This is a genomic window from Superficieibacter sp., from assembly GCF_032071645.1.
Lineage (GTDB): Bacteria > Pseudomonadota > Gammaproteobacteria > Enterobacterales > Enterobacteriaceae > Superficieibacter.
Genome location: NZ_DAMAPU010000001.1, coordinates 257,916 through 283,916, shown reverse-complemented (window position 1 = coordinate 283,916; position 26,001 = coordinate 257,916). Strand labels below are relative to the sequence as shown.

Here is a 26,001-nt window from a genome sequence, read left to right as displayed (position 1 = left end):
GAACGACTGCTTTTTAATCGAAGCGCAGTTGCGGAATAACCTCTTTCACCTGCGCCAGATAATCGGTGCGATCGGAGCCGGTTAACCCTTCGGTGCGCGGCAACTTCGCCGTCAGCGGGTTTACCGCCTGCTGGTTGATCCACACTTCATAGTGCAGATGCGGTCCGGTCGAGCGCCCGGTATTACCGGAAAGCGCAATGCGATCGCCACGTTTAATTTTCTGCCCCGGTTTCACCAGCAGCTTACGCAGGTGCATATAACGGGTGGTATAGGTGCGCCCGTGACGGAGGGCGACATAGTAGCCCGCCGCGCCGCTGCGTTTGGCAACTACCACTTCACCGTCGCCGACCGCGAGTACCGGCGTCCCCTGCGGCATGGCAAAGTCAACGCCGCGATGCGGAGCCACACGACCCGTCACCGGATTCAGACGACGCGGATTAAAGTTAGACGAGACGCGGAACTGGCGCGATGTCGGGAAGCGCAGGAAGCCTTTTGCCAGCCCCGTACCGTTACGGTCATAGAATTTGCCGTCTTCAGCGCGGATTGCGTAATAGTCTTTTCCGTCGAGGCTTAAGCGCACGCCTAAAAGCTGGCTTTGTTCGCGTTTGCCGTCCAGCATTTCACGGGACATCAGCACCGCAAACTTGTCGCCTTTCTTCATTTTGCGGAAATCCATCTGCCACTGCATCGCTTTGATGACAGAGCTGACTTCACCGCTGCTCAGGCCCGCCTCTTTCGCGCTGGCGATAAAACCAGAGCCGACGGTGCCTTTAAGACTGTTGTTCACCCACTCGCCCTGCTGTAACTCGCTACTCATCTTAAAACCGTTTTCAACACGGTCATAGGTGCGGGTTTCACGGCGGGACATTTCCCAGGTCAGACGTTGCAGGTCACCGGCATCGGTGAGTGTCCAGGAAAGCTGCTGGCCGATTTTTAAATTACGCAGCTCTTTATCGGCAGCGGCAAGTTGGGTGATATCACCCATATCAATACCGTACTGATTTAAGACACTGCTTAAGGTATCGCCGGTGGAGACCACATATTCATGGACGCCGGACTCATTACCGATTTTATCATCCAGCTCATCCTGGGGGATGGCTTCATCTTCCTGGGGAGCCTGATCGATAGGTTCACTGGCTTCAGGCAGCAGCGATCGCACTTCGCTTTTTTCAAGCTCAATGACTTTGACGATCGGTGCAGATTCGGGGTGATAAACATAGGGCCGCCAGACGGCGACCGCTAAAGTGAGAACAGTAAGCGACCCCAGCATGACGCGGTGAGGTCGTGGCAGATTATTAAATGCCAGGGCGACAGAGCGGGCTATCTGTTGCACGTATTCACTTCCTCGTTAATCTCCTTTCAGGCAGCTCGAATACTGGTTCGCAAGTTGGGTCAGGAACTGGGCGTAACTTTCTTTGCCCAACGCAATACTGGTTCCCAGAGGATCCAGCGTTCCCATACGAACGGATGTTCCTCGTGCGACAGCTTCAACGACCGCTGGCCTGAACTGTGGCTCAGCAAAAACGCAGGTTGCTTTTTGCTCAACCAACTGTGTTCTGATTTCATGTAAACGCTGCGCACCGGGTTGAATTTCGGGATTAACGGTAAAATGGCCAAGCGGGGTCAGCCCATAGTGTTTTTCGTAGTAGCCATAAGCATCATGGAACACGAAATAACCTTTACCCTTCAACGGTGCCAGCTCTGTACCCACCTGCTTATCGGTTGCGGCGAGATGCGCCTCGAATTCCTGCAGGTTGGCGTCAAGTTTGGCTCGACTTTGCGGCATAAGTTCAACTAATTTTTGATGGATTGCAACCGCACTGGCCTGAGCGATCTCCGGGGACAACCAGAGATGCATGTTATAATCCCCGTGATGGTGATGATGGTCACTATTTTCGCCCTCATCGTGATCGTGATGATGCTCATCTTCATCATCGTCACCGCCTTTCTGCAGCAGCGGCTTCACCTTTGCCAGCTCGGCGATGGTAACTTTTTTTGCGTCCGGCGTTGCCTGTACGGATTTGGTCATAAAGGCTTCCATATCCGGGCCGATCCATACCACTAAGTCCGCGTTTTTTAAGCGTTTTACATCGGAGGGACGCAGGGAATAATCGTGTTCCGAAGCCCCGTCCGGCAGCAGTACCTGGGTGTCTGTCACCCCGTCCGCAATGGCAGAAGCGATGAATCCCAGCGGTTTAATCGACGCGACAACCGCAGCGTCAGCACGTTGTGCTACGCCACCCCAAAGTGCAACGGATAAAGCAGCGAAAAGAAACGTATTTTTATGTAACATAATGCGACTTATAATCGTAATGGATGAGTGAAATGTGATATTATAACATTCATCATCTTGTGCAACCTTTAATTGACATGACAAATCTTGTAACCCTCGACAATGTCTCCATCTCCTTCGGTCAGCGCCGCGTGCTGTCGGATATCTCGCTCCAGCTGAAGAGCGGGAAAATCCTTACCCTGCTGGGGCCTAATGGCGCGGGTAAATCTACGCTGGTCCGCGTGGTGCTGGGTCTGGTAGCACCCGATAGCGGGCACATCAAGCGGGACGGTAATCTGCGCATCGGCTATGTGCCGCAAAAATTGCATCTTGATGCCACGCTTCCGCTGACGGTAAGCCGCTTTATGCGTCTGCGTCCCGGCACCCGTAAAGACGATATCCTGCCTGCGCTGAAGCGCGTGCAGGCCGGGCATCTGATTGACGCGCCGATGCAAAAACTTTCCGGCGGTGAAACCCAGCGCGTGCTGCTGGCCCGCGCTCTGCTCAACCGTCCGCAACTGCTGGTGCTTGATGAACCGACCCAGGGGGTGGACGTCAACGGTCAGGTCGCGCTTTACGATTTGATCAATCAGCTGCGCCAGGAGCTAAACTGCGCGGTACTGATGGTGTCGCACGATCTGCATCTGGTAATGGCGAAAACCGACGAAGTGCTGTGCCTGAACCAGCATATTTGCTGCTCCGGCACGCCGGAAGTGGTCTCTCTGCACCCGGAATTTATCTCCATGTTCGGGCCGCGCGGCGCTGAACAGCTTGGTATTTACCGCCATCATCATAACCATCGCCATGATTTACAGGGCCGCATAATCCTGCGCCGGGGGAATGGAAACTCATGATTGAACTTCTACTGCCCGGCTGGCTGGCCGGGATCATGCTGGCCTGCGCGGCGGGTCCGCTTGGCTCGTTCGTGGTCTGGCGACGGATGTCCTACTTTGGCGACACGCTGGCGCACGCCTCCCTGCTCGGCGTGGCGTTTGGTTTATTACTGGATGTGAATCCGTTTTATGCGGTGATCGTGGTCACGCTGCTGCTGGCAGCGGGGCTGGTGTGGCTGGAAAAGCGCCCGCATCTGGCGGTGGATACCCTGCTCGGCATTATGGCGCACAGCGCGCTGTCGCTGGGGCTGGTGGTGGTCAGCCTGATGTCGAATATTCGCGTCGATTTAATGGCGTATCTGTTTGGCGACCTGCTGGCGGTGACGCCGGCCGATCTGATCGCTATTGCGCTGGGCGTGCTGGTGGTACTGGCGATCCTGCTCTGGCAGTGGCGCAATCTGTTATCAATGACTATCAGCGCGGATCTGGCATTTGTGGACGGGGTAAAACTCCAGCGGGTTAAGCTGCTGCTGATGCTGGTTACGGCTCTGACCATTGGCGTGGCGATGAAGTTTGTTGGTGCGCTGATTATCACTTCGCTGCTGATTATTCCGGCGGCAACCGCCCGCCGCTTTGCCCGCACGCCGGAGCAAATGGCAGGTGTGGCGGTGGGAGTGGGAATGATTGCCGTCACCGGCGGCCTGACCTTCTCCGCCTTCTACGATACGCCAGCCGGACCGTCAGTGGTGCTGTGCGCGGCGCTGATGTTTGTCTTCAGTATGATGAAAAGAACGGCGCAGTGATGTGCGCCGTTTCCCCGGTGGTGCTGGCTTCACCGGGGAACGAATTCCTTACGGCATTTCCGGCGGCGTAATGCCAAAGTGATCCCACGCTCTGACCGTCGCCATTCGTCCGCGCGGCGTGCGCTGTAAAAAGCCCTGCTGGATCAGATACGGCTCCAGCACATCTTCAATCGTTTCGCGCTCTTCGCCGATGGCCGCCGCGAGGTTATCCAGCCCCACCGGGCCACCAAAGAACTTATCCAGTACCGCCAGCAGCAGCTTGCGGTCCATATAGTCGAAGCCTTCCGCATCCACGTTCAGCATATCCAGCGCCTGTGAAGCAATGTCCAGTGAAATGGTGCCGTCGTGACGCACTTCGGAAAAATCACGCACCCGGCGCAGCAGGCGATTGGCAATACGCGGCGTACCGCGCGCCCGGCGAGCCACTTCCAGCGCGCCCTCTTCGCTCATCTCCAGCCCCATAAAACGCGCGCTTCGGCTGACGATATACTGCAAATCCGGCACCTGATAAAACTCAAGCCGCTGCACAATGCCGAAACGGTCGCGCAGCGGTGAGGTCAGCGATCCTGCGCGGGTGGTCGCACCAATCAGGGTAAACGGCGGCAGGTCGATTTTGATTGAGCGCGCGGCTGGCCCTTCGCCAATCATGATATCAAGCTGATAATCTTCCATCGCCGGATAGAGCACTTCCTCTACTACCGGCGATAAACGGTGGATTTCATCGATGAACAGCACGTCGTGCGGCTCAAGGTTGGTCAGCATCGCGGCCAGATCGCCCGCCTTCTCCAGCACCGGGCCAGAAGTGGTGCGCAGATTAACGCCCATTTCATTCGCCACGATGTTGGCAAGCGTGGTTTTACCCAGCCCCGGCGGACCAAAAATCAGCAGGTGATCCAGCGCCTCACCGCGCAGCTTCGCGGCCTGAATGAAGATCTCCATCTGCGAGCGCACCTGCGGCTGACCAATGTATTCTGCCAGCAGTTTGGGACGAATAGCGCGATCCGCAACGTCTTCAACAAGGGTACTGCCTGCTGAGATCAGGCGGTCTGCTTCAATCATCCTCTACCTCACAACGCGGCGCGAAGCGCTTCACGTATTAATGTTTCACTGTTGGCACCCGGACGAACAATTTTGCTGATCATCCGGCTGGCTTCCTGTGGTTTATAGCCCAGTGCCACCAGCGCAGCAACGGCTTCCTGCTCCGCATCGTCGTTGGTCGGGCTTGCCGGAGAGGTTAACACCAGATCGGCGGCTGGTGTAAACAGATCGCCGTGTAAACCCTTAAAGCGGTCTTTCATTTCCACAATCAGGCGCTCGGCGGTTTTTTTACCGATGCCCGGCAGTTTGACCAGCGCGGCAGGATCTTCGCGCTCAACCGCATTCACAAACTGCTGCGCTGACATGCCGGACAGAATTGCCAGCGCCAGCTTTGGCCCAACGCCATTGGTTTTAATCAGCTCTTTAAACAGGGTGCGCTCCTGTTTGTTGTTAAACCCGTACAGCAGTTGCGCGTCTTCGCGCACCACAAAGTGAGTGAAGACGATGGCTTCCTGTCCGGCGTCCGGCAGCTCATAGAAGCAGGTCATCGGCATATGCACTTCATAGCCGACGCCGCCCGTTTCCAGCAGTACCAGCGGGGGTTGTTTTTCGAGAATGATGCCTCTGAGTCTGCCTATCACGTAACGCTCCTGCGTAAAGATCTGAAGATGAAGGCTGTATCATAAAAAAAGGCTGGATAGATATCCAGCGAGTGATGAAATTAAAATGTTTTAGTGGTGCGGTGCGCTGGCGGAATGTAGCGCTGACAGGCGATCCATGCCGGTGGTGGCATCATTCGGACGGGCACGAAAGCGGCGCACAAGTCACCCGTCGTTACTTGCGCCGGGTCCCATTTTCCTGCGCGCCTTTCGTGGACGGACATAATAGTGCATACAGTTGATCGGGTTATTCCCCCGCCCGGACGTTATGTGTTCTGTCGTTTTAACGTGTTTCCGAATACGATAACCGCGACTTATAAACTGTAAAGCCTCCTCCCGCTTTTCCGTTTCCAGCAATAGCTGCCTGGAGGTGTTATATACGCGGTATAAGTTTACGGCTGAAGGCACCGCCATCCGCCGCTGTTTAAAACGGTAAAGAAGCAACGTCAAAAAGATAAATGCGCTGATTGCCCAAATCGCGATGACAACCGGCAGCGGGCTGACGTTAAAAAAGATATTTTCGCACGGCTTAGCCACGGCGGGTTTATCTTTAACGACGTTCATGCACATCACGCTGCCAGGCGGCACGCGTTTATCCTTAACGTGGTACGTCCAGGTTTTGTCGCCCACCCGCCAGGTCAGGTCATAGTCATAAAGCGCGGCGCAGTTGGTTCTGCCGCGAAAATGGTTACAGGTGTCGGTCATCCTGCGCTCGGCGCTGCTGGTGTAGCGTATTGCCGAGACGTCGGCGGTCGTGGTGATGCTCTGGCGATGGTAGTGATATTCCATCACTACGGCATAGCCGGTGAATATCATTAGCAAGACATAAAATACGGCGAGCGGCTTTTTGAGGACATTAAAATAGTTAAGGACAGCCCAGACGCCTGAAATCAGCAGCAATGCATAAAATATCGAGGTCAGGATGCCGGAATTCATATTAATGCTGTTGCTCCATGATGTTATAAGCTGTATCACACCGACTTTAAATACGACTCATCCCGCCAGTTTTGCTCAAAGTTTGTGTTCGATATTTATAAAGAGGCGCTGTGTACTTCAATTGGCGATATTCAAACCTTTGAACATCTTCTGCTTAACAACCCGGATGCAAAACTGACGTTCTGGAAATTCGGATTTTCAGGATCGATTCCGTAGGATCGGAAAACCGTAACGCCGCCAGCCTGTGGCATCATCCCCGATTAACTTTAGTCACCGCGAATGGAATAAAAACGCCCCTGCCTGAAAAAGCCGGGGCGGTGTCATTCAACGCAGCCGTCCCCGCGCCAGATTCAACCGCGACTCGCTCATTTGCATCGCGTTCTGGCTGACGTGACAGTGGGTGATGGCAATCGCCAGCGCATCGGCGGCGTCCGCCTGCGGATTAGCAGGCAGCTTCAGCAGCGTGCGCACCATATGCTGCACCTGGCTTTTTTCTGCGCTGCCGATGCCGACGACGGTTTGCTTAACCTGACGCGCCGCGTATTCGAATACCGGCAGATCCTGATTAACGGCGGCGACAATGGCGACACCACGCGCCTGCCCCAGCTTCAGCGCCGAGTCGGCATTTTTCGCCATAAACACCTGTTCGATGGCGAAAAAATCCGGCTGGAACTGGGTGATGATTTCCGATACGCCCGCATAAATCAGCTTTAACCGCGACGGTAAATCATCGACTTTAGTACGAATGCATCCACTGCCGAGATAGGTCAGTTGCCTGCCCACCTGACGGATCACACCGTAGCCGGTAATGCGCGAACCGGGGTCAATACCGAGAATAATTGACACGTTATGCCCCCTGCCCGCAGGCGTTTGACGACACCATTACAGAGTCGCCGCGACCTCGTCGGAGATCTCGCCGTTATGATAAACTTCCTGCACGTCGTCGCAGTCTTCCAGCAAGTCGATCAGGCGCAGCAGTTTCGGCGCAGTTTCGGCATCCATATCGGCTTTGGTGGACGGGATCATCGACACTTCGGCTTCATCGGCTTTCAGGCCAGCCGCTTCCAGCGCGTCACGCACGGCACCCATATCTTCCCAGGCGGTGTACACGTCAATTGCGCCATCGTCGTAGGTCACAACGTCTTCAGCACCGGCTTCCAGCGCCGCTTCCATAATTGCGTCTTCGTCGCCTTTCTCGAAGGAAATCACGCCTTTCTTGCTGAACAGGTAAGCTACGGAACCGTCGGTGCCGAGGTTGCCACCGGTTTTGCTGAAGGCGTGACGCACTTCGGCAACGGTACGGTTGCGGTTGTCAGACAGGCATTCCACCATCACCGCCGTGCCGCCAGGACCGTAACCTTCATAAATGATGGTTTCCATGTTCGCGCCTTCATCACCGCCCACGCCGCGTGCAATTGCGCGGTTGAGGGTGTCGCGAGTCATGTTGTTGGACAGGGCTTTATCTACCGCCGCACGCAGACGCGGGTTAGCACCGATATCACCGCCGCCCAGACGCGCTGCCGTGACCAGCTCGCGAATGATTTTAGTGAAGATTTTACCGCGCTTGGAATCCTGCGCAGCCTTGCGGTGTTTGGTGTTGGCCCATTTACTATGACCTGCCATAAAAATATCTCCGAATGGCTTTGCCTTCTCAGGCAGCGTTAATAACAAATTCTTCAATCGCCTGCCGGTTGCTCCAGGACTTGGTTAATCCGGCGGCATCCGCCGCATCAACCCAGCGGTAGGTCAGATGTTCAGTGAACACGATTTCCCGCTCAGACGGGAGCGCAAGACAGAACCAGGATTCCGTATTGCGCTCTATGCCCGGCGCATAGCGATGACGTAAATGCGAAAAAATTTCAAACTCCACCGTGCGCTGACAGTCGATTAGGGTCAGATGCTCAGACGCAACATCAATCGTGACCTCTTCATGTACTTCACGCACGGCGGCCTGCAACGCAGTTTCTCCTTCCTCCAGGCTGCCGGTAACCGACTGCCAGAACTCAGGATCGTCGCGTCGCTGTAACATCAGCACCCGTTTCGTATCCTGGGCATAAATCACCACCAGCACCGAGACGGGACGCTTATACGGCATGTTACTGATTCTCCGGCTTCTCTTTAGCGATAACCTGAATCCCCAGCTCGCCCAGCGAGGCCGGATTGGCGAAGCTCGGTGCTTCGGTCATCAGGCAGGCAGCGGCGGTGGTTTTCGGGAACGCGATAACGTCACGGATATTATCGGTGCCGGTCAGCAGCATGGTCAGACGATCCAGGCCAAACGCCAGGCCCGCGTGCGGCGGAGTACCGTATTTCAGCGCGTCCAGCAGGAAGCCGAATTTCTCGCGCTGCTCCTGCTCGTTAATGCCAAGAATGCCAAACACGGTTTGCTGCATTTCACCGCTGTGAATACGCACCGAACCGCCGCCCACTTCGTAGCCGTTGATCACCATATCGTAGGCGTTGGCAACCGCGTCTTCCGGCGCGGCTTTCAGTTCAGCGGCGGACATGTCTTTCGGCGAGGTGAACGGGTGGTGCATCGCGGTCAGGCCGCCTTCACCGTCGTCTTCAAACATCGGGAAGTCGATAACCCACAGCGGTGCCCATTTGGACTCATCCGTCAGATTCAGGTCTTTACCCAGCTTCAGACGCAGCGCGCCCAGCGCGTCAGCAACCACTTTCTTATGATCCGCGCCGAAGAAAATCATATCGCCATCCTGCGCACCGGTACGCTCAAGAATAGCGTCAACGATTTCCGCATTGAGGAATTTCGCGACCGGACTGTTAATGCCTTCCAGACCTTTCGCCCGCTCGGTGACTTTGATGTAAGCCAGCCCTTTCGCGCCGTAGATCTTAATGAAGTTACCGTAGTCGTCGATTTGCTTACGGCTTAAAGAGGCACCGCCCGGCACGCGCAGCGCGGCAACGCGGCCTTTCGGATCGTTAGCCGGACCAGCAAACACTGCGAACTCAACCGCTTTCAGCAGATCGGCAACGTCAACCAGCTCCATCGGGTTACGCAGATCCGGTTTATCTGAACCGTAACGGCGCTCAGCTTCAGCGAAGGTCATGATTGGGAAATCGCCCAGATCCACGCCCTTCACTTCCTGCCACAAATTGCGCACCAGCGCTTCCATCACTTCGCGCACCTGCGGTGCGGTCATGAAAGAGGTCTCTACGTCGATCTGGGTAAATTCCGGCTGGCGGTCAGCGCGTAAGTCTTCATCGCGGAAGCATTTAACGATCTGATAATAGCGGTCAAAACCGGACATCATCAGCAGCTGTTTGAACAACTGCGGGGACTGCGGCAGCGCGTAGAATTTGCCTTTATGAACGCGCGAAGGCACGAGGTAATCGCGCGCGCCTTCCGGCGTGGCTTTGGTCAGCATCGGGGTTTCGATGTCGAGGAAGCCGTGGTCGTCCATAAAGCGGCGCACCAGGCTTGTGATCTTCGCGCGGGTTTTCAGGCGCTGGGCCATTTCCGGGCGACGCAGATCCAGGTAGCGGTACTTCAGGCGCGCTTCTTCGGTGTTGACATGATTAGAGTCGAGCGGCAGTGATTCTGAACGGTTGATGATGGTCAGGTCAGTTGCGAAAACTTCAACTTCGCCGGTCGCCATCTCTTTGTTGGTGTTTTTTTCGTCACGCGCACGCACGGTGCCGGTGATTTTAATGCAGAACTCATTACGCAGTTCAGAGGCCAGCTTGAAGGCTTCGTCACGATCGGGATCGAAGAAGACCTGAACAATGCCTTCGCGGTCGCGCATATCGATAAAGATCAGGCTGCCTAGATCGCGACGACGGTTGACCCAACCACACAGAGTCACCTGCTGCCCCACGTGGGACAGTCGTAGCTGTCCGCAATATTCTGTACGCATGAGATATCCCTTAACTTAGCCGCAGGCGGATTGTCACCTGCCTTGCAGGCAATACTGTCGCAGCTTTAGCTGAATGTACAACTGGATGAAAAAAGGGGGCTATTATACTGGAATTTCTGCCCGGCGATAAGCCCGATAGACGCCGGAAGCCTGTTTGCTGGCCGGTTATTGCGTATTCTCACAAAAATTAACAAATTTTGTGACGCGGGCAGGGTATGGTTAGCGACTAACGTCATAAAAACGGGAATAAACATGCTGGAACTGAATGCGAAAAAAACGGCGCTGGTAGTCATCGACTTACAGGAAGGCATTCTGCCCTTTACTGGCGGGCCTCATGCGGCAAATGACGTGGTTGAGCGCGCCGCGCGTCTGGCGTCAAAGTGCCGTGAACGCGGCGCGCCGGTGATACTGGTACGCGTGGGCTGGACAGCGGATTTTGCCGAAGCGCTTAAGCAACCGGTCGACGCGCAGACTGGCGGCGGGCAGCTTCCTGAAAACTGGTGGCACTATCCGCAGGCGCTTGGTCATCAAAGCAGCGATATTAACGTCATCAAGCGGCAGTGGGGCGCGTTTTACGGCACCGATCTGGAGCTGCAACTGCGCCGTCGCGGAATTGAGACTATTATTCTTTGTGGGATCTCTACCAATATTGGCGTGGAATCCACGGCCCGTAACGCCTGGGAGCTGGGTTTTAACCTGGTAGTGGTGGAAGATGCCTGTAGCGCCGCGACTGCCGAACAGCATCAGGGCAGTATGACGCACATTTTCCCGCGCATTGGACGAGTGCGCCGCACAGAGGACGTTTTAAACGCATTATGATTTACATTGGTCTGCCGCAGTGGTCGCACCCTAAATGGGGACGACTGGGAATTACCAGCCTTGAAGATTACGCCCGCCATTTTAACTGCGTGGAGGGCAATACCACGCTCTACGCACTGCCGAAAGCGGAAATCGTCGAGCGCTGGCGCGAGCAGACCCATGACGCTTTTCGCTTCTGCTTTAAGTTTCCGGCGACCATTTCCCATCAGGCGGCGCTGCGCCATTGCGACGATCTGACGCAGGCGTTTTTTAGCCGTCTGTCACCGCTGGCGGATCGCATCGGCCAATACTGGCTTCAGCTTCCGGCCACGTTCGGTCCGCAGGATCTCCCTGCCCTGTGGCATTTTCTGGATACGTTGCCCGCGACGTTCACCTATGGGGTTGAAGTTCGTCATCCTGAATTTTTCGCCAAAGGTGATGCCGAACAGCAGCTCAACCGGGGTCTTCATCAGCGCAACGTCAATCGGGTGATCCTCGACAGCCGCCCGGTGCACAGCGCCCTGCCGCACAGTGAAGCGGTGATTAAAGCGCAAAGCATGAAGCCCAAAGTCCCGGTCCATGCGGTGATCACCGGCAATCAGCCGATGGTGCGGTTTATCGGCAGTGATGATATGGCGCAAAATCAGGCGCTGTTTGACGTGTGGCTGAAACTGCTGCCGCAGTGGGAACAGACCACCACGCCGTGGCTGTTTTTGCACACCCCGGATATTGCCCATGCGCCTGAACTGGTCGATACCCTCTGGCCTGCGCTGCGTGCGGCAATCCCCGCGCTGGGTGAGGCTCCTGATATTCCGCAACAATCTTCTCTTTTCTGATGACATTACCTGACATAGACTGTGCGCCATGCCAGCCTGAAAGGAAATGTGTATGGTAAGCGCGCTGTATGCCGTGCTGGGTGCATTGCTGCTCATCAAGTTCTCGTTTGATGTCGCCCGTCTGCGTATGCAATATCGCGTTTCTTATGGTGACGGCGGTTTTAGCGAGCTGCAAAGCGCTATCCGCATTCAAAGTAACGCTCTGGAATATATTCCCATCGCGCTGGTCTTACTGCTGTTTATGGAAATGAACGGCGCGGAAACCTGGATGGTCCACGTTTGCGGCCTGCTGCTGCTTGCCGGACGCCTGATGCATTATTACGGTCTGCACCAGCGGCTCGGTCGCTGGAAACGCTCCGGCCTGAGCGCCACCTGGTGTGCGCTGGTGCTGATGGTGCTGGCCAATATCTGGTATATGCCGTGGGAGTTGGTTTTCACCCTGCATTAGCGCACAATACGCCACTTTTTTTATTTTTAGGTTTTAACGTTATGTCTGACCGCGACACGCTTTTTTCTGCGCCTATCGCCAGCCTCGGTGACTGGACCTTTGATGAGCGGGTAGCCGAAGTCTTCCCGGATATGATCCAGCGCTCGGTACCCGGTTACTCCAATATTATCTCGATGATCGGTATGCTCGCCGAACGCTTCGTTCAGCCTGGAACCCAGGTGTACGATTTGGGCTGTTCGCTTGGTGCCGCCACGCTTTCCATCCGCCGCAATATCGCGCATCCAGGCTGCAAAATCATTGCTATTGATAACTCTCCGGCGATGATCGAACGCTGCCGCCGCCATCTTGATGCCTATAAAGCGCCGACGCCGGTTGAGGTCATTGAAGGTGACATTCGTAACGTCAAAATTGAAAACGCCTCCATGGTGGTGCTGAATTTTACCCTGCAATTTCTGGCTCCCCCGGAGCGTCAGGCATTGCTGGACAACATTTATCAGGGACTGAATCCCGGCGGCGCGCTGGTGCTATCGGAAAAATTCAGCTTTGAAGATGCCGACGTGGGCGAACTGCTGTTTAACATGCATCACGACTTCAAGCGTGCCAATGGTTACAGCGAACTGGAGATCAGCCAGAAGCGCAGCATGCTGGAAAACGTGATGCTGACCGACTCGGTAGAAACCCATAAAGCGCGCCTGCGCGCAGCCGGCTTCGATCACAGCGAACTGTGGTTCCAGTGCTTTAACTTCGGCTCGCTGGTCGCGCTGAAAGCAGGAGCGGCGGCATGATCGAGTTCGGCAATTTTTATCAGCAAATCGCTAAAGGCCCGCTGGCACACTGGCTGGAAACGCTGCCCGCGCAAATCGCCGCCTGGCAGCGTGAGTCGCAGCACGGCCTGTTTAAACAGTGGTCAAACGCGGTGGAATTTCTGCCGGAACTGAAGCCGTATCGTCTGGATTTACTGCACGGCGTCAGCGCTGAAAGCGAAATTCCGCTCAGTCCCGGTCATGTAACCCGAATTGACACCCTGCTGCGCAATCTGATGCCGTGGCGCAAGGGGCCGTTTTCCCTGTACGGCGTGGATATCGACACCGAATGGCGTTCCGACTGGAAATGGGATCGCGTGCTGCCGCACCTGTCCGATCTGAGCGGTCGCACCATCCTGGACGTCGGCTGCGGTAGCGGTTATCACCTGTGGCGGATGATTGGCGCGGGGGCGCAAATGGCGGTCGGCATCGATCCGACGCACCTGTTTTTATGCCAGTTTGAGGCGGTACGCAAGCTCATCGGCAATGACCAGCGCGCGCACCTGCTGCCGCTGGGCATTGAGCAGCTTCCGGCGCTGAAGGCATTCGATACCGTCTTTTCGATGGGCGTACTGTATCACCGTCGTTCGCCGCTGGAACATCTGTGGCAGCTAAAAGACCAACTGGTCAAAGACGGCGAACTGGTGCTTGAAACGCTGGTGGTTGAGGGCGATGAAAATACGGTGCTGGTGCCGGGCGACCGCTACGCCCAGATGCGCAACGTCTGGTTTATTCCCTCGGCGCTGGCGCTGAAAAACTGGCTGGAGAAATGCGGCTTTGTGGATGTTCGCATCGCCGATGTCAGCGTAACCACCACCGAGGAGCAGCGGCGCACCGACTGGATGATCACCGAATCGCTGGCGGAATTTCTCGATCCTGCTGACAGCAGCAAAACCGTTGAGGGCTATCCGGCTCCGCAGCGTGCGGTGCTGATCGCCCGCAAGCCCTGAGGATAAAAAAAGGCCCCTGTAAATGCAGGGGCCTGGTACAAGCAAGCATCATATGGGCGACATGATGCGCGGTAAAAATCGTTAATGCGACGAGCGGAAACGCGCGACGATCGCTTTCATTTCCACCACCGATGCCCCGTTAACCGCGTAACGAAGATATTCATCGGCATTCGGGTCCGTCGACATGGAGAGTCCTGGATTACGGTAGCGCATTGGGGAGGGAACCCACTGGCCTGCGGAGCTGTGGACCTCTTCCACCCCCGCGTTAAGGATCGTTTCGAGGTTGTCGGCGCGAACGCCAGCACCTGCCATAATGATTGGAACACGGGACCGGGCAATAAGTTCCGCAATTAATGAAACTCCTTTTACCGCACTGGGCTGCTGGCCCGAGGTCAGGATGCGAGCAACCCCAAGTTCTGCAAGGTTATCAAAGGCTTCGTGTGGATCCTGGCACATATCAAATGCACGATGAAAAGTGACAGCCAGATCGCCCGCCGCCGCCATTATCTGGCGCATTCTCGGCATATCAACCTGCCCGTCTTCACTGAGAATGCCGATCACCAGTCCCGGAAAACCCAGCTCGCGGACGGTGCGAACGTCTTCCAGCATGGCGCTGAACTCGCCGTCGCTGTAGCAAAAATCCCCGCCGCGTGGACGAATGATAGGGTGCACCGGCAGCGTGACCTGCTGGCGCACCGATTTCAGCACCCCGTATGAAGGCGTCAGTCCACCTTCCAGCGGCGCGGCGCAAAGCTCAATACGATCCGCACCGAAGCGTTGTGCGGCAAGCGCACACTCCAGGCTGTAACAACAAATTTCCAGTAGCGCCATACGTCCTCTCCTTTATCCCTGTACGATAAGCCGATGCCGCAGAAGCTGGCGGCTGTGCCAACCACCGATCGCCACGACCGTCGTTATTGCGCCCAGCAGCGCACAAAACATGTCCGACTGGGTGTCCCAGGGGTCGCCCTGGGTGCCGAGAAAATCATCCGCGCCCTGCCCCATCGCCAGCGCGGCCCACCATTCAATCAGTTCGTAAGTGGCGCTTATCGCCAGCGCAATGCAGCAAACGATAAACGCCAGCATTTTATGGCCGCGCACAATGCGCCCGCGCAGCAAAATTTCCCGCGCCGCCAGCGCTGGCACCAGCCCCTGGAAAAAGTGCCCCAGTTTGTCGTAAGGATTACGGCTGAGATCAAGCCAGTTCTGCACGTCAAAGCCAACAGGCACTTTGGCATAGGTATACATGCCCCCGACGATCAAAATAATGGCGTGGAAAAAAATCAGGGTATACAGCAGCGGCGTTAGCGGATAGCGGCGCCGGGTCAGCAGGAGCAGCGGAATGATGATTAGCACTGGCGTCACTTCCATCAGCCACGTTGCCCGGTCCTGCGTCGCCACACCGGTATAAATAATGAGTAATAACAGAAATAGCGCGCCGGACCTCAGCCACAAAGTTTTTACGGTCATAGGATTTCCATTTGCATAAAAAAGTTAAACCGCCCCGCCAGTTACGCGCCAGACGACATTTCGCTGGCAACGATGTCTTCAATCGACCACGGATGAAATTTAATCGTCACGCTGCCGTCGCTCACCGCCAGCGTCGGATTCGGCAGGCGCTCGTGTTCACCTTTCGGCGAACTGGTTTTAACGACGATCCCCGGCTGGCTAAGGCCGTCATCGGAAAGCAGCGCCAGCGCCCGCGCGTTCAGCGTTTGCGGATCGCCGGGCAGGACAATTTCAATATGCTCCCAGCCCTCATGCGGATAACGCTTTTCGCCGGGCCACGGCAGTTCCACCACTGAGAAATGCCAGTGCCCGACCACCAGCGGCGTATTCAGTTTGTAGAGGCAAATGGGCCTGCCGTTGATCTGATTTTCTGACAGCAGTTGCGCGCACTGTTCAAATCCACGCCGCCAGCGTTCTGCCGTCGTGTTTTGATGGCAGCGCAGCGAAATGTGATCGGCCTCCAGCGGCGCGACATCCAGCCCCAGCCGCGCGCTGAGTGCAGCCAGCGCTCCGGCAAAACGCGGTAAATCTGCCGTAATATCCTGTAATTCTTCGATTGTCTGCCAGTGGGTCATGCTCAGTGCCTGAAGTAAAATGCAAAGCGTTAATTTACCCTGACCGCGCCTGCTAACCAAATGTTGATTACCTCAGCGTGGCACAATGCTGACGCTCAGAAGCAAATGCAGTATAATGGCGAGCTCATTTTTATCATGTCGGCGCTGCACGGTTTACAACTTCACGCATCGCCACCAACGAAAGGTATTCCGGTGAATATTCAGGCTCTTCTCTCAGAAAAAGTCAGTCAGGCTTTAATCGCGGCAGGCGCACCCGCAGATTGCGAACCGCAGGTTCGTCAGTCGGCAAAAGTGCAGTTCGGCGATTATCAGGCCAACGGTGTCATGGCGGTCGCTAAAAAACTGGGCATGGCACCGCGACAACTGGCAGAGCAGGTACTGACTCATCTGGATCTTAACGGTATCGCCAGCAAGACGGAAATCGCCGGGCCGGGCTTTATCAATATCTTTCTCGACCCCACTTTCCTTGCAGTCCTGGTGGACGACGCGCTGAACTCTGACCGTCTTGGCGTGGCAACGCCAGAAAAGCAGACCATCGTTATCGACTATTCTGCGCCTAACGTAGCGAAAGAGATGCACGTGGGGCACTTACGCTCCACCATCATCGGCGATGCAGCGGTACGCACCCAGGAATTCCTCGGCCATAACGTGATCCGCGCCAACCATGTCGGCGACTGGGGTACGCAGTTCGGTATGTTAATCGCCTATCTGGAAAAACAGCAGCAGGAAAACGCGGGCGAAATGGCGCTGGCCGATCTCGAAGCCTTTTATCGCGATGCCAAAAAACATTACGACGAAGACGAGGAATTTGCGGCGCGCGCGCGCGGCTACGTCGTGAAATTGCAGGGCGGCGACGAATACTGCCGTGAGATGTGGCGCAAGCTGGTTGACATCACCATGTCGCAGAACCAGATCGCCTATCAGCGTCTGAACGTCACGTTAACCCGTGATGACGTCATGGGTGAAAGCCTGTACAACCCTATGCTGCCGGGCATCGTCGCCGATCTGAAAGCCAAAGGGCTGGCGGTTGAGAGCGAAGGCGCGACCGTCGTTTTCCTCGACGAGTACAAAAACAAAGAAGGTGAACCGATGGGCGTCATCATCCAGAAAAAGGATGGCGGCTATCTGTACACTACCACTGACATCGCCTGTGCCAAATACCGTTATGAAACGCTGAAGGCCGATCGCGTGCTGTACTATATCGATTCCCGTCAGCACCAGCACCTGATGCAGGCGTGGACCATCGTGCGTAAAGCCGGTTACGTCCCGGAATCTGTGCCGCTGGAACACCATATGTTCGGCATGATGCTCGGCAAAGACGGTAAACCGTTCAAAACCCGTGCCGGTGGCACGGTAAAACTGTCCGACCTGCTGGATGAAGCGCTGGAACGCGCCCGTCGCCTGGTGGCCGAAAAGAACCCGGATATGCCTGCTGACGAGCTGGAAAAGCTGGCGAATGCAGTGGGGATCGGCGCGGTTAAATACGCCGACCTGTCCAAAAACCGCACCACTGACTACATCTTCGACTGGGACAACATGCTGGCCTTCGAAGGCAACACCGCGCCGTACATGCAGTATGCCTACACCCGCGTGCTCTCCGTGTTCCGTAAAGCCGAAATCGACGAGCAGGCGCTGCTGAATACGCAGGTGAAAATCAGCGAAGATCGCGAAGCCCAGCTCGCCGCCCGCCTGCTGCAATTTGAAGAAACGGTGACCGTGGTGGCTCGCGAAGGCACGCCACACGTAATGTGCGCCTACCTGTACGACCTGGCCGGTCTGTTCTCCGGTTTCTACGAGCACTGCCCGATCCTCACCGCCGAAAGCGAAGACGTGCGTAACAGCCGCCTTAAACTGGCGCTGCTGACGGCGAAAACCCTGAAGCTGGGGCTGGAGATGCTGGGGATTGAGACGGTAGAACGGATGTAATACCGCGCTTTCACTAAATCAAATACGGTGCCCGAGGGCACCGTTTTTTATGCTTCGCGTAACAGTACAAACTGACATGAAGATATTGGTTAAAATAATCGCTCGCAGGAATTTTTCAACCGCATAACATTTTCGCCATTCTCCACCAAAATATAATCCTGGTTAACCTCTGTTATTTTCCAGTCAAACGCATCAGCAGCATAACTTGCGACTTTAGTTTTTATTTTCACTTTATCGCAAGGCATCTGAAAAAATGTCTGCCAGCGTTAATACTTTATCCCTGACGCCCATACCTAAACCACAACACAATGGCCCTTCGCCAAACCAAATTCCACCACCTTCAAAATAATTAAGATTAAAGCGAAAAATAGAACACTCCACAGTCAAAATATAAACATATATAACATTGGCAGTGATTGTTTTTCACATAACCAGGCACGCCACATCACATAAATTTATTAATCAAGAATGATTTATATTCCTGCTTGCACAGGATCAACAGGACGGTACGGCAGGCGGAAAATAAAATAGCGCTGCGCCTGCACGGACGGAAGGTGTTCCCCTCCATGACCGGCAAGCACAGCGCCATCAGGTATAGCGAGCCAGATTAAAAATACTTCCGCAAATACTCTGTCAGGCACAAGTTTGCCATTGCCTGACCGTAGGGCATTGAGGTCAGCGGGATCTGCCGATAGAACTCAAGGTCTGAACCCATTCCGGTGCCGAAGGAAGTTTGCAGCAGTTCTCCTTCCGCTGAAATATGCGCCACAATCCCTTTAATCGCTTTTTCGGCGATTTCCGCATAGTCAGGGCCGACGTAGCGTTTGCGCACCGCTTTCAGAATGCCGTAGGCAAAACCTGCGGTTGCCGAGGCTTCCAGATAGGAATGCGGATCGTCAAGCAGGGTATGCCACAGGCCGCTGTCATCCTGACATTTCGCCAGTGCGGCGATTTGCGCATTCAGCACCTGCACCAGATAACGGCGCACCGCGCTTTGCTCCGGCAGGTTAAGCAGTTCGAGGAAGTCGGGGATGACGATGGTCAGCCAGCTATTACCGCGCGCCCAGCGGGCACTGGCAAAGTTATGGTGCCCCTCATAGCTCCAGCCGTGGAACCACAGGCCGGTTTGCCGATCCAGCAGATTTTGCACGTGCAGCAGGAACTGATAGGTCGCCTCTTCAACATAATCCGGGCGATCCAGCAGTTTGCCGATTTTTGCCAGCGGCAACACGGTCATCATCAGCGTGTCGTCCCACATCTGCTGATGATTCTCTTCGGCCAGCGTAATGTGCTGCATACCGCCATGATCGGTGCGCGGCATTTCGTTCATCGCCCACTCAGCCCAGCTTTCCAGCCACGGCAGGTACGCCGGATTGCGACTCTCTTCATACCGATAAGCCAGCGTCAGAAAGGGAGCCATCGTATTGACGTTTTTGGTGGTCGCGCCTTCCGCAAAGCGGTCGGCAAACCAGCTGTCTATGATGTCGCGCATCTGCACATCGCCGGTCTGTTGATAATACTGCCAGATGCCGTACAGACCGATGCCGTGCGTCCATTCCCACCCGGCCCAGCCTTTGGTATCGATTACCCGCCCGTCGTCAAGCCGCAGCAGAAACTCGCCGCTGTCATCGTGAATATTGACCAGATTATGCGTCACTTTCTTAATCAGCGTCTGAAGCGCTTCTTTGCTGATAAAACGCTCCGGCTGACGTAGCAATGCGCTGTGTTTGACAGGCCAAACCTTCATATCCTTAACCTCTGTTATATGTCGAATTCAATGGAGCACCCTGACTGAGCGGCCGCGCAGCGGGTTTATTACGATTGAGATAACCAATATTGTTATTTCCCCACAGCGACTCGTAAGGCATACCCGCCAGCATCTCAACCGTGGCACGGGCTGCCGGAGTCACGCTTTCCGGGATCGCATGTCCGGCCTCGCGCATCTTCGCCGTCTCCTCACGCAGCACGCTGTGCGTATGGAGATTCAGTTTAAAGCGCAGTGACACCAGGAAGCCGCAGGCCAGTACCGCAATGGTGCCGAAGCTTAAAATCATCAGAATGGTGTGGCTGACTTCAGGCGGCTGCGTTTTTTGCCCGGAGACAAAACCGGACATCTGCATGATGATGCCCACCAGCATGACCGCCCCGGCCTGCGACGCCTTACGCGTCAGCGTCATGATCCCGGCGAAAATGCCTTCGCGGCGCTGGCCGGTGATCACTTCATCGACGTCAGCGATGTATGTATAGGTATTCCACGGTACATAGTTGATGCCACCGCGTCCCAGCCCGGCGATAGCGGAAATCAACAGCAGCAGCGCGTAGACGTCGCTTAAGCCCGCGTAATACAGCACCGCATAGGAAACAGACGCCAGACCAAACAGCACCACCACCATCCGGTAGGAGGGAGCCGGTCCAAAACGGATGCACAGCGGGATCATCGCAATCACCGCAAGGAACTGGCAGATCGCCATCGTGCCCAGCAGGTTGGAAGCCAGCGAGGCTTCCTGCATCAGCACAAACACCACGTAGTAGGTAAATACCGCGTTGAAAACATCCTGGGCAATATAACCGCCGAGATACATCCCCAGATGCTGACGGAAGATTTTGATTCGCAGGGTGGAGGAAAGCTCTGTCACCAGACGGCGCAGGCTTTGACCCAGGGTGAGATGACGTTTTTCTTCTTCTGCCCGCAGCGCCGCTTCGGTCCACTCTTCGCGCGGACGCTCCCAGGTATAGCACCACACCAGGGTGAGCATAATGGCGCACAGCACCGAGAAAACCAGGCTGGCGTAGAAGAATGACACCGGGTTATCTTTGCCGAAAATCGCCAGCAGCACGCCCGGCAGGAAGGAGGCGAGGATCGCTGACATCTGCGCCATGGAAATGCGCGCGCCGGAAAATTTGGTTTTCTGTTTGAAATCGTCGGTCATCTCCGGCACCAGCGTTTCATACGGCACGAGGATCATGGTGTACACCACGTCAAACACCAGATAGGTCAGCAGGTAGTACCAGAAGCTCATCTCCCCGACCCACATCAGCGAATAGCTGAAGACACAGGGAATGCCGAGCAGAATGAAAAATTTACGGCGGCCAAAGCGCTTGCCGAGCCAGGTAGAGCCGAAGTTATCGGTCAAAAAGCCCATCAGCGGGCTGACCACCGCATCAAGTACCCTTGCGGTGGCAAAAATAAACGTGGCTTCAATCGGCGATAAGCCGCAGAAGGTGGTGTAAAAATACAGTAGCCATGCGGCGGTGAGCGCGGTCGTCCCTGCGCCGAGGAAATCGCCCGATCCATAGGCCAGATAGTTTGCGAGTCCTGGTTTACGTGTTTTCATTGCCGTACCCTGTTTTTATTTTGGGATACCCCCGGCAATTTGGCTTCGCCAAAGGGAGTTATTACACGGCTACAGTAAGAGTATGCAGAAAGAGATTCCTTTCCGTTTTTGCCATGCCCGTCCCTCAGATGGCAAAATTGCAAAGAGTCGCGCTACGAACCTCACTGATTTATAAAACAGCGTTTCTCTTGTATCAAAAGGAGGGGTCAAAAATGCGAGCCAGCCATCAGTTTTTCCTGACAGCCGGTGAAAAAGAGAGCGATTAGCGGTAGTTGACGATCACCTGATTACGACGAACATTCAGCGCCGGAAGCAGACGTCCACCGCCGGGCACATCCCAGACAAAACGCAGCGGTTCCACCGCCGGTACGCCCTGTAAACCCCAGGTCGTACCGCTTTGCCCATCCAGCGGCACGCAGCGGGTTTGTGAACACAGGCGCACGTTAAGCCCGGCAGGCGTCGGGCCGTTCAGTTCATAACGCCAGGCGACGAGGGTGATCAGGCCGCTCACCGCCTGCGACGAGGCCAGCGGTGCAGACGAAGCGGCAACGCCCCGGTGATTCAGCGTCACGCCGCGTCCGCTGGCCTGCCACGCCCCCTCGCCCGCCGCCATCGCACCGAATGGCAGCAGCATCAGCCACAGTAGCGCGCGCATTATTTGCCTCCGATCGTGGCGGTCATGCGGATGTTACGGTTATCCGACAGTTCCATATTCGACAGCACAATCAGCTGCGGCAGGCTGCGGCGCAGGAAGCGCGACAGCAACGGACGCAGCGCGTGATTCACCAGCAGCACCGGCGGCGCGCCCAGCATTTCCTGACGCGCCAGCGCTTCCTGAGTCTGCGCCAGCAGGCGGTCTGCCAGTCCCGGCTCCAGCCCGCCGCCGCCCTGCAACGCCTGCAACAGCAGACGCTCCAGCGGCGTGTCAAGGCCAATCACCTGAACTTCACCGCTGCCGGGGAACCATTGCTGGGTGATCGCCCGACCCAGCGCCACGCGTACCACCGCCGTCAGCTCATGCGGATCGTTCTGAACCGGCGCGTGCTCCGCCAGCGTCTCCAGAATGGTGCGCATATCGCGGATCGGCACTTTTTCTTCGAGCAGATTTTGCAGCACTTTATGCAGGGTGGTCAGCGTCACCACGCCCGGCACCAGGTCTTCCGTCAGCTTCGGCATTTCCTGGGTCACGCGCTCCAGCAGTTGCTGCGCTTCCTGACGCCCGAACAGCTCGGCGGCAAACTGGCTAATCAGATGATTAAGATGTGTCGCCACCACGGTACTGGCCTCAACGACGGTGAATCCCTGGATCTGCGCCTGCTCTTTCAACGCGCTCTCAATCCAGATGGCCGCCAGGCCGAAAGCCGGATCGACGGTCTGCTCACCCGGCAGCGTACCGGCTGCGGTGCCGGGGTTAATCGCCAGCCAGCGCCCCGGATAAGCTTCGCCGCTGCCAATTTCGACGCCCTTCATCAAAATGCGATAGCGTGCCGGGGAGAGATCCATATTGTCGCGGATATGCACCACCGGCGGGAGAAAGCCAAGATCCTGGGCGATTTTTTTGCGGATGCTGCGAATGCGCCCCAGCAGTTCGCCATCCTGCTGGAAATCCACCATCGGGATCAGCCGGTAGCCGACTTCCATTCCCAGCGTATCTTCAAGCTGGACATCGCTCCACGTGGCTTCTGCGGCCTGGGTGTTTTCCGGCATTCTGACCGGTTGCGGCTCGGCGACGACGTTTGTCTCGCGACCCCGGCTCCACCAGGCCAGCCCCAGTAAAGCCGCCGTAAACAGCAGGAATACAAAGTTCGGCATTCCCGGCACCAGCCCCAGTAACCCCAGCACGCCTGCGCTAAGCAGCATCACGCGCGGGTTATTGAAAAGCTGCGTCACCATCTGTTCGCCGACGTCCTGCTCGGTGCTGACGCGGGTAACGATAACCCCCGCCGCCGTGGAGATCACCAGCGCCGGGATTTGCGCGACCAGACCGTCACCGATGGTCAGCAGGGTGTAGGATTCCGCCGCTTTTGCCATCGGCAAGCCGTGCTGGAGAACGCCGACCAGTAGTCCGCCAATGACGTTAATCACCATGATCAGGATGCCCGCGACCGCATCGCCGCGCACGAACTTACTTGCCCCGTCCATTGAGCCGTAGAAGTCCGCTTCCTGAGTGACTTCTGAGCGGCGCTTTTTCGCCTCATCTTCGCCAATAAGTCCGGCGTTGAGGTCGGCGTCAATCGCCATCTGCTTGCCCGGCATCCCGTCCAGCACAAAGCGCGCGCCCACTTCGGCGATACGCCCCGCGCCCTTGGTGATAACCATAAAGTTGATGATCACCAGGATGATAAACACCACGATACCGATGGCAAAATTACCGCCGACGAGAAAATGGCCGAAGGCTTCAACCACTTTACCCGCCGCCGCCGCGCCGGTATGCCCGTCCATCAGAATAATACGCGTAGAGGCCACGTTCAGCGCGAGGCGCAGCAGGGTGGTAAACAGCAGAATGGTCGGGAAGGCGGCAAATTCCAGCGTGCGCTGGGTAAACATCGCCACCAGCAGCACCATAATCGACAGCGCAATGTTAAAGGTAAACAGCATATCGAGGACGAAGGCCGGAAGCGGCAGCACCATCATCGACAGGATCAGTAAAATCAGCACCGGTCCGGCCAGCACCTGCCATTGGGTGGATTTCAGGTTGTTGGGCAGACGTAACATTGCTACCAGGTTAGCCATCAGTGTCCTTCTCATTCATAAAATCCAGCGCCTCAGGCACCGGAAGATTTTCAGGTTTTTGCGGGCGCTGCCCACCCGCCAGCCGCCAGCGTTTAAGCTGCCAGACCCACGCCAGCACTTCCGCCACCGCCGCATAAAGCTGACCGGGGATCTGCTGACCAATTTCTGCGTGCCGGTACAGCGCACGCGCCAGCGGCGGAGCCTCCAGTACCGGAACGCGATGTTCGGCGGCGATTTCGCGGATGCGCAGCGCCACCAGTCCCGCGCCCTTGGCCACCACTTTCGGTGCGCTCATCTTCTTTTCGTCATACTGCAACGCCACGGAATAATGCGTCGGGTTGGTGACGATGACATCGGCCTTTGGCACATCCGCCATCATCCGTCGCCGGGCGGCAGCACGCTGCATCTGGCGAATGCGTCCCTTGACGTGCGGGTCGCCCTCGCTTTGCTTAAACTCATCGCGGATATCCTGCCGCGACATGCGCAGTTTTTTGACGTGACTGTAGATTTGCCAGAAGACGTCAAAGCCCACCATCGGGATCACGCCCAGCGCCACCAGCAGCGTACACAGACCGACCAGATTGAGCGCGTTGCCCATCGCCGTCAGCGGCGACTGGCTGATCAGATGCATCATATCCGGCCAGTGCGACCAGAGATAAAAACCGGTCACGCTGCCGACCAGTACCGATTTCAGCAGCGCCTTAACCAGTTCCGCCACCGACTGTGCGGAAAACATTTTTTTGATGCCGGGCAGCGGATTGAGTTTGTCGAATTTGAACGCCAGCGATTTGCCGCTGAACACCAGCCCGCCGAGCATCACCGGTGCCACCAGCGCGACCAGCACTACGCCGACAATCAGCGGCAGAAGCCCAAGCATAGCCTCGCGGATCAGGCGAATAATCTGCCCAAGGATCAGGTTGGGATCGTTAATGATGCTGTGATCGAAGCGCAGCCCGGACGACAGCAGGCTCGCCAGCTTGCGTGCCAGCGACTCGCCGCCCATCCAGATGACGCACACGCCGACCAGTAAAATCAGCAGCGAGGTTAGCTCACGGGATCGGGGGATCTGCCCTTCTTCTCGCGCTTTTTCAAGTCGGTGGGGTGTGGGGGCTTCTGTTTTGTCGTCGCTATCTTCTGCCACGCAATACTCTCATTACAGTTCCGTCGGGAGCATGATGCCAAAAGTAAGCCGCTGTCATGGGCGGATTAACGCCTAAAAATGGTCGGATTTATCGCGTTCGATGGGGGTTGGATGTAACGGTTGGTGTGTATTCTGCGAAAAACTGACACCGGACATCACCACGAACTCGGTCTGTTCCCTCTCCCGGGGGAGAGGGTCAGGGTGAGGGCGTTTACGTGAGACAAGGAGGACAGACGCTCCCCCTCTCCCCGCCCTCTCCCTCAGGGAGAGGGAGAAAACAGGTGCCGGGCTTAACTCTGTACCACTCTGTACCCTGGCAAAAAGCCGACACCCGGCATCACCACGAACGCGGGCGGTTCCCTCTCCCCGGGGGAGAGGGTCAGGGTGAGGGCGTTCACGTGAGGCAAGGAGGCCAGACGCTCCCCCTCTCCCCGCCCTCTCCCTCGAGGGAGAGGGAGAAAACAGGTGCCGGACGCAACCACGAACCCGGTCCTGGTGGAGACGAAGAAAACCGGGCGTTACCACGAACTC

25 protein-coding genes and 1 pseudogene are annotated in these 26,001 nt (G+C 56.3%); 9 read left to right on the top strand and 17 right to left on the bottom strand.

The window, feature by feature from the left end:
* Window positions 1-13: 13 nt before the first annotated feature.
* Entirely contained in the window at window positions 14-1,333 is a 1,320-nt protein-coding gene (gene mepM, locus RT197_RS01505) for a murein DD-endopeptidase MepM (RefSeq protein ID WP_312946560.1), read from the bottom strand.
* Between the two features lie 15 nt (window positions 1,334-1,348).
* Complete coding sequence (gene znuA / locus RT197_RS01500; RefSeq protein WP_312946558.1) at window positions 1,349-2,293, bottom strand: zinc ABC transporter substrate-binding protein ZnuA; 945 nt, start codon at window positions 2,291-2,293, stop codon at window positions 1,349-1,351.
* A 77-nt stretch (window positions 2,294-2,370) separates the two neighbouring features.
* Here znuA and znuC point away from each other — a divergent pair, with 77 nt between their 5' ends.
* Both znuC and znuB read left to right on the top strand, forming a co-directional pair.
* Window positions 2,371-3,126 (top strand): zinc ABC transporter ATP-binding protein ZnuC, encoded by a 756-nt coding sequence (gene znuC, locus RT197_RS01495; protein WP_312946555.1) that lies wholly within the window; start codon window positions 2,371-2,373, stop codon window positions 3,124-3,126.
* Window positions 3,123-3,908: a zinc ABC transporter permease subunit ZnuB gene (gene znuB, locus RT197_RS01490; protein WP_312946553.1), complete on the top strand. Its 786-nt coding sequence runs from the start codon at window positions 3,123-3,125 to the stop codon at window positions 3,906-3,908. Before znuC ends, znuB begins: the two co-directional genes overlap by 4 nt.
* A gap of 48 nt (window positions 3,909-3,956) precedes the next feature.
* Here the strand turns inward: znuB and ruvB are convergent, their stop codons facing one another.
* The 3 genes from ruvB to RT197_RS01475 form a co-directional block, all read right to left on the bottom strand.
* A complete protein-coding gene (gene ruvB, locus RT197_RS01485) occupies window positions 3,957-4,967 on the bottom strand; it encodes a Holliday junction branch migration DNA helicase RuvB (protein ID WP_312946550.1) in 1,011 nt (336 codons plus the stop codon).
* 8 nt (window positions 4,968-4,975) lie between these two features.
* The gene (ruvA, locus tag RT197_RS01480; protein ID WP_312946549.1) at window positions 4,976-5,587 is read right to left on the bottom strand and encodes a Holliday junction branch migration protein RuvA; all 612 of its coding nucleotides are present in this window, start codon (window positions 5,585-5,587) and stop codon (window positions 4,976-4,978) included.
* Between the two features lie 183 nt (window positions 5,588-5,770).
* Window positions 5,771-6,541, bottom strand: coding sequence for a hypothetical protein (locus RT197_RS01475; RefSeq protein WP_312946546.1), 771 nt, complete (start codon window positions 6,539-6,541; stop codon window positions 5,771-5,773).
* 27 nt (window positions 6,542-6,568) lie between these two features.
* Here RT197_RS01475 and RT197_RS01470 point away from each other — a divergent pair.
* Window positions 6,569-6,861 (top strand): annotated as a pseudogene (locus RT197_RS01470) (YiiX/YebB-like N1pC/P60 family cysteine hydrolase); the annotation flags it as partial.
* Between the two features lie 4 nt (window positions 6,862-6,865).
* Here the strand turns inward: RT197_RS01470 and ruvC are convergent.
* Genes ruvC through aspS form a run of 4 tightly spaced genes read right to left on the bottom strand, consistent with a single transcriptional unit; the run spans window position 6,866 to window position 10,416 of the window.
* On the bottom strand, window positions 6,866-7,387 hold the full coding sequence (ruvC, locus tag RT197_RS01465) for a crossover junction endodeoxyribonuclease RuvC (protein ID WP_015964021.1): 522 nt from the start codon (window positions 7,385-7,387) through the stop codon (window positions 6,866-6,868).
* Between the two features lie 36 nt (window positions 7,388-7,423).
* Window positions 7,424-8,164, bottom strand: a complete 741-nt coding sequence (locus RT197_RS01460; protein WP_312946544.1) for a YebC/PmpR family DNA-binding transcriptional regulator — start codon at window positions 8,162-8,164, stop codon at window positions 7,424-7,426.
* 28 nt (window positions 8,165-8,192) lie between these two features.
* Complete coding sequence (nudB, locus tag RT197_RS01455; protein ID WP_312946541.1) at window positions 8,193-8,636, bottom strand: dihydroneopterin triphosphate diphosphatase; 444 nt, start codon at window positions 8,634-8,636, stop codon at window positions 8,193-8,195.
* A gap of 1 nt (window position 8,637) precedes the next feature.
* On the bottom strand, window positions 8,638-10,416 hold the full coding sequence (gene aspS / locus RT197_RS01450) for an aspartate--tRNA ligase (protein WP_312946539.1): 1,779 nt from the start codon (window positions 10,414-10,416) through the stop codon (window positions 8,638-8,640).
* A gap of 252 nt (window positions 10,417-10,668) precedes the next feature.
* On the opposite strand from aspS, the gene RT197_RS01445 reads away from it, so the two are divergent.
* Genes RT197_RS01445 through cmoB form a run of 5 tightly spaced genes read left to right on the top strand, consistent with a single transcriptional unit; the run spans window position 10,669 to window position 14,251 of the window.
* Window positions 10,669-11,235, top strand: coding sequence for a hydrolase (locus tag RT197_RS01445; protein ID WP_312946536.1), 567 nt, complete (start codon window positions 10,669-10,671; stop codon window positions 11,233-11,235).
* The gene (locus RT197_RS01440; protein WP_312946534.1) at window positions 11,232-12,050 is read left to right on the top strand and encodes a DUF72 domain-containing protein; all 819 of its coding nucleotides are present in this window, start codon (window positions 11,232-11,234) and stop codon (window positions 12,048-12,050) included. The genes RT197_RS01445 and RT197_RS01440 overlap by 4 nt, the downstream gene beginning before the upstream one ends.
* 52 nt (window positions 12,051-12,102) lie before the next feature.
* Window positions 12,103-12,498 carry an MAPEG family protein gene (locus tag RT197_RS01435; RefSeq protein WP_312946532.1) on the top strand — a complete coding sequence of 132 codons (396 nt, stop codon included), beginning with the start codon at window positions 12,103-12,105 and terminating at the stop codon, window positions 12,496-12,498.
* Window positions 12,499-12,539: 41 nt separating this feature from the next.
* Window positions 12,540-13,283: a carboxy-S-adenosyl-L-methionine synthase CmoA gene (cmoA, locus tag RT197_RS01430; protein WP_312946531.1), complete on the top strand. Its 744-nt coding sequence runs from the start codon at window positions 12,540-12,542 to the stop codon at window positions 13,281-13,283.
* A complete protein-coding gene (cmoB, locus tag RT197_RS01425) occupies window positions 13,280-14,251 on the top strand; it encodes a tRNA 5-methoxyuridine(34)/uridine 5-oxyacetic acid(34) synthase CmoB (RefSeq protein WP_312946529.1) in 972 nt (323 codons plus the stop codon). Before cmoA ends, cmoB begins: the two co-directional genes overlap by 4 nt.
* Before the next feature lie 81 nt (window positions 14,252-14,332).
* Here cmoB and cutC read toward each other — a convergent pair whose 3' ends face one another.
* Genes cutC through RT197_RS01410 form a run of 3 tightly spaced genes read right to left on the bottom strand, consistent with a single transcriptional unit; the run spans window position 14,333 to window position 16,335 of the window.
* The gene (cutC, locus tag RT197_RS01420) at window positions 14,333-15,082 is read right to left on the bottom strand and encodes a copper homeostasis protein CutC (RefSeq protein WP_312946528.1); all 750 of its coding nucleotides are present in this window, start codon (window positions 15,080-15,082) and stop codon (window positions 14,333-14,335) included.
* A gap of 12 nt (window positions 15,083-15,094) precedes the next feature.
* A complete protein-coding gene (locus RT197_RS01415) occupies window positions 15,095-15,721 on the bottom strand; it encodes a DUF2238 domain-containing protein (RefSeq protein WP_312946526.1) in 627 nt (208 codons plus the stop codon).
* Between the two features lie 41 nt (window positions 15,722-15,762).
* Window positions 15,763-16,335, bottom strand: a complete 573-nt coding sequence (locus RT197_RS01410; protein ID WP_312946524.1) for a VOC family protein — start codon at window positions 16,333-16,335, stop codon at window positions 15,763-15,765.
* Between the two features lie 192 nt (window positions 16,336-16,527).
* Between RT197_RS01410 and argS the strand changes: the two genes are divergently transcribed.
* The gene (gene argS / locus RT197_RS01405) at window positions 16,528-18,261 is read left to right on the top strand and encodes an arginine--tRNA ligase (RefSeq protein ID WP_312947557.1); all 1,734 of its coding nucleotides are present in this window, start codon (window positions 16,528-16,530) and stop codon (window positions 18,259-18,261) included.
* A gap of 607 nt (window positions 18,262-18,868) precedes the next feature.
* Here argS and RT197_RS01400 read toward each other — a convergent pair.
* The 5 genes from RT197_RS01400 to flhB form a co-directional block, all read right to left on the bottom strand.
* Window positions 18,869-20,008 carry a glycoside hydrolase family 88 protein gene (locus RT197_RS01400; protein WP_312946523.1) on the bottom strand — a complete coding sequence of 380 codons (1,140 nt, stop codon included), beginning with the start codon at window positions 20,006-20,008 and terminating at the stop codon, window positions 18,869-18,871.
* 4 nt (window positions 20,009-20,012) lie between these two features.
* The gene (locus RT197_RS01395; protein ID WP_312946521.1) at window positions 20,013-21,596 is read right to left on the bottom strand and encodes an MFS transporter; all 1,584 of its coding nucleotides are present in this window, start codon (window positions 21,594-21,596) and stop codon (window positions 20,013-20,015) included.
* Between the two features lie 262 nt (window positions 21,597-21,858).
* Entirely contained in the window at window positions 21,859-22,251 is a 393-nt protein-coding gene (locus RT197_RS01390; protein WP_312946519.1) for a flagellar protein FlhE, read from the bottom strand.
* Window positions 22,251-24,329, bottom strand: a complete 2,079-nt coding sequence (flhA, locus tag RT197_RS01385) for a flagellar biosynthesis protein FlhA (protein ID WP_312946518.1) — start codon at window positions 24,327-24,329, stop codon at window positions 22,251-22,253. The genes RT197_RS01390 and flhA overlap by 1 nt, the downstream gene beginning before the upstream one ends.
* Window positions 24,322-25,470, bottom strand: coding sequence for a flagellar biosynthesis protein FlhB (gene flhB, locus RT197_RS01380; RefSeq protein WP_312946516.1), 1,149 nt, complete (start codon window positions 25,468-25,470; stop codon window positions 24,322-24,324). Before flhB ends, flhA begins: the two co-directional genes overlap by 8 nt.
* Between the last annotated feature and the right edge of the window lie 531 nt (window positions 25,471-26,001).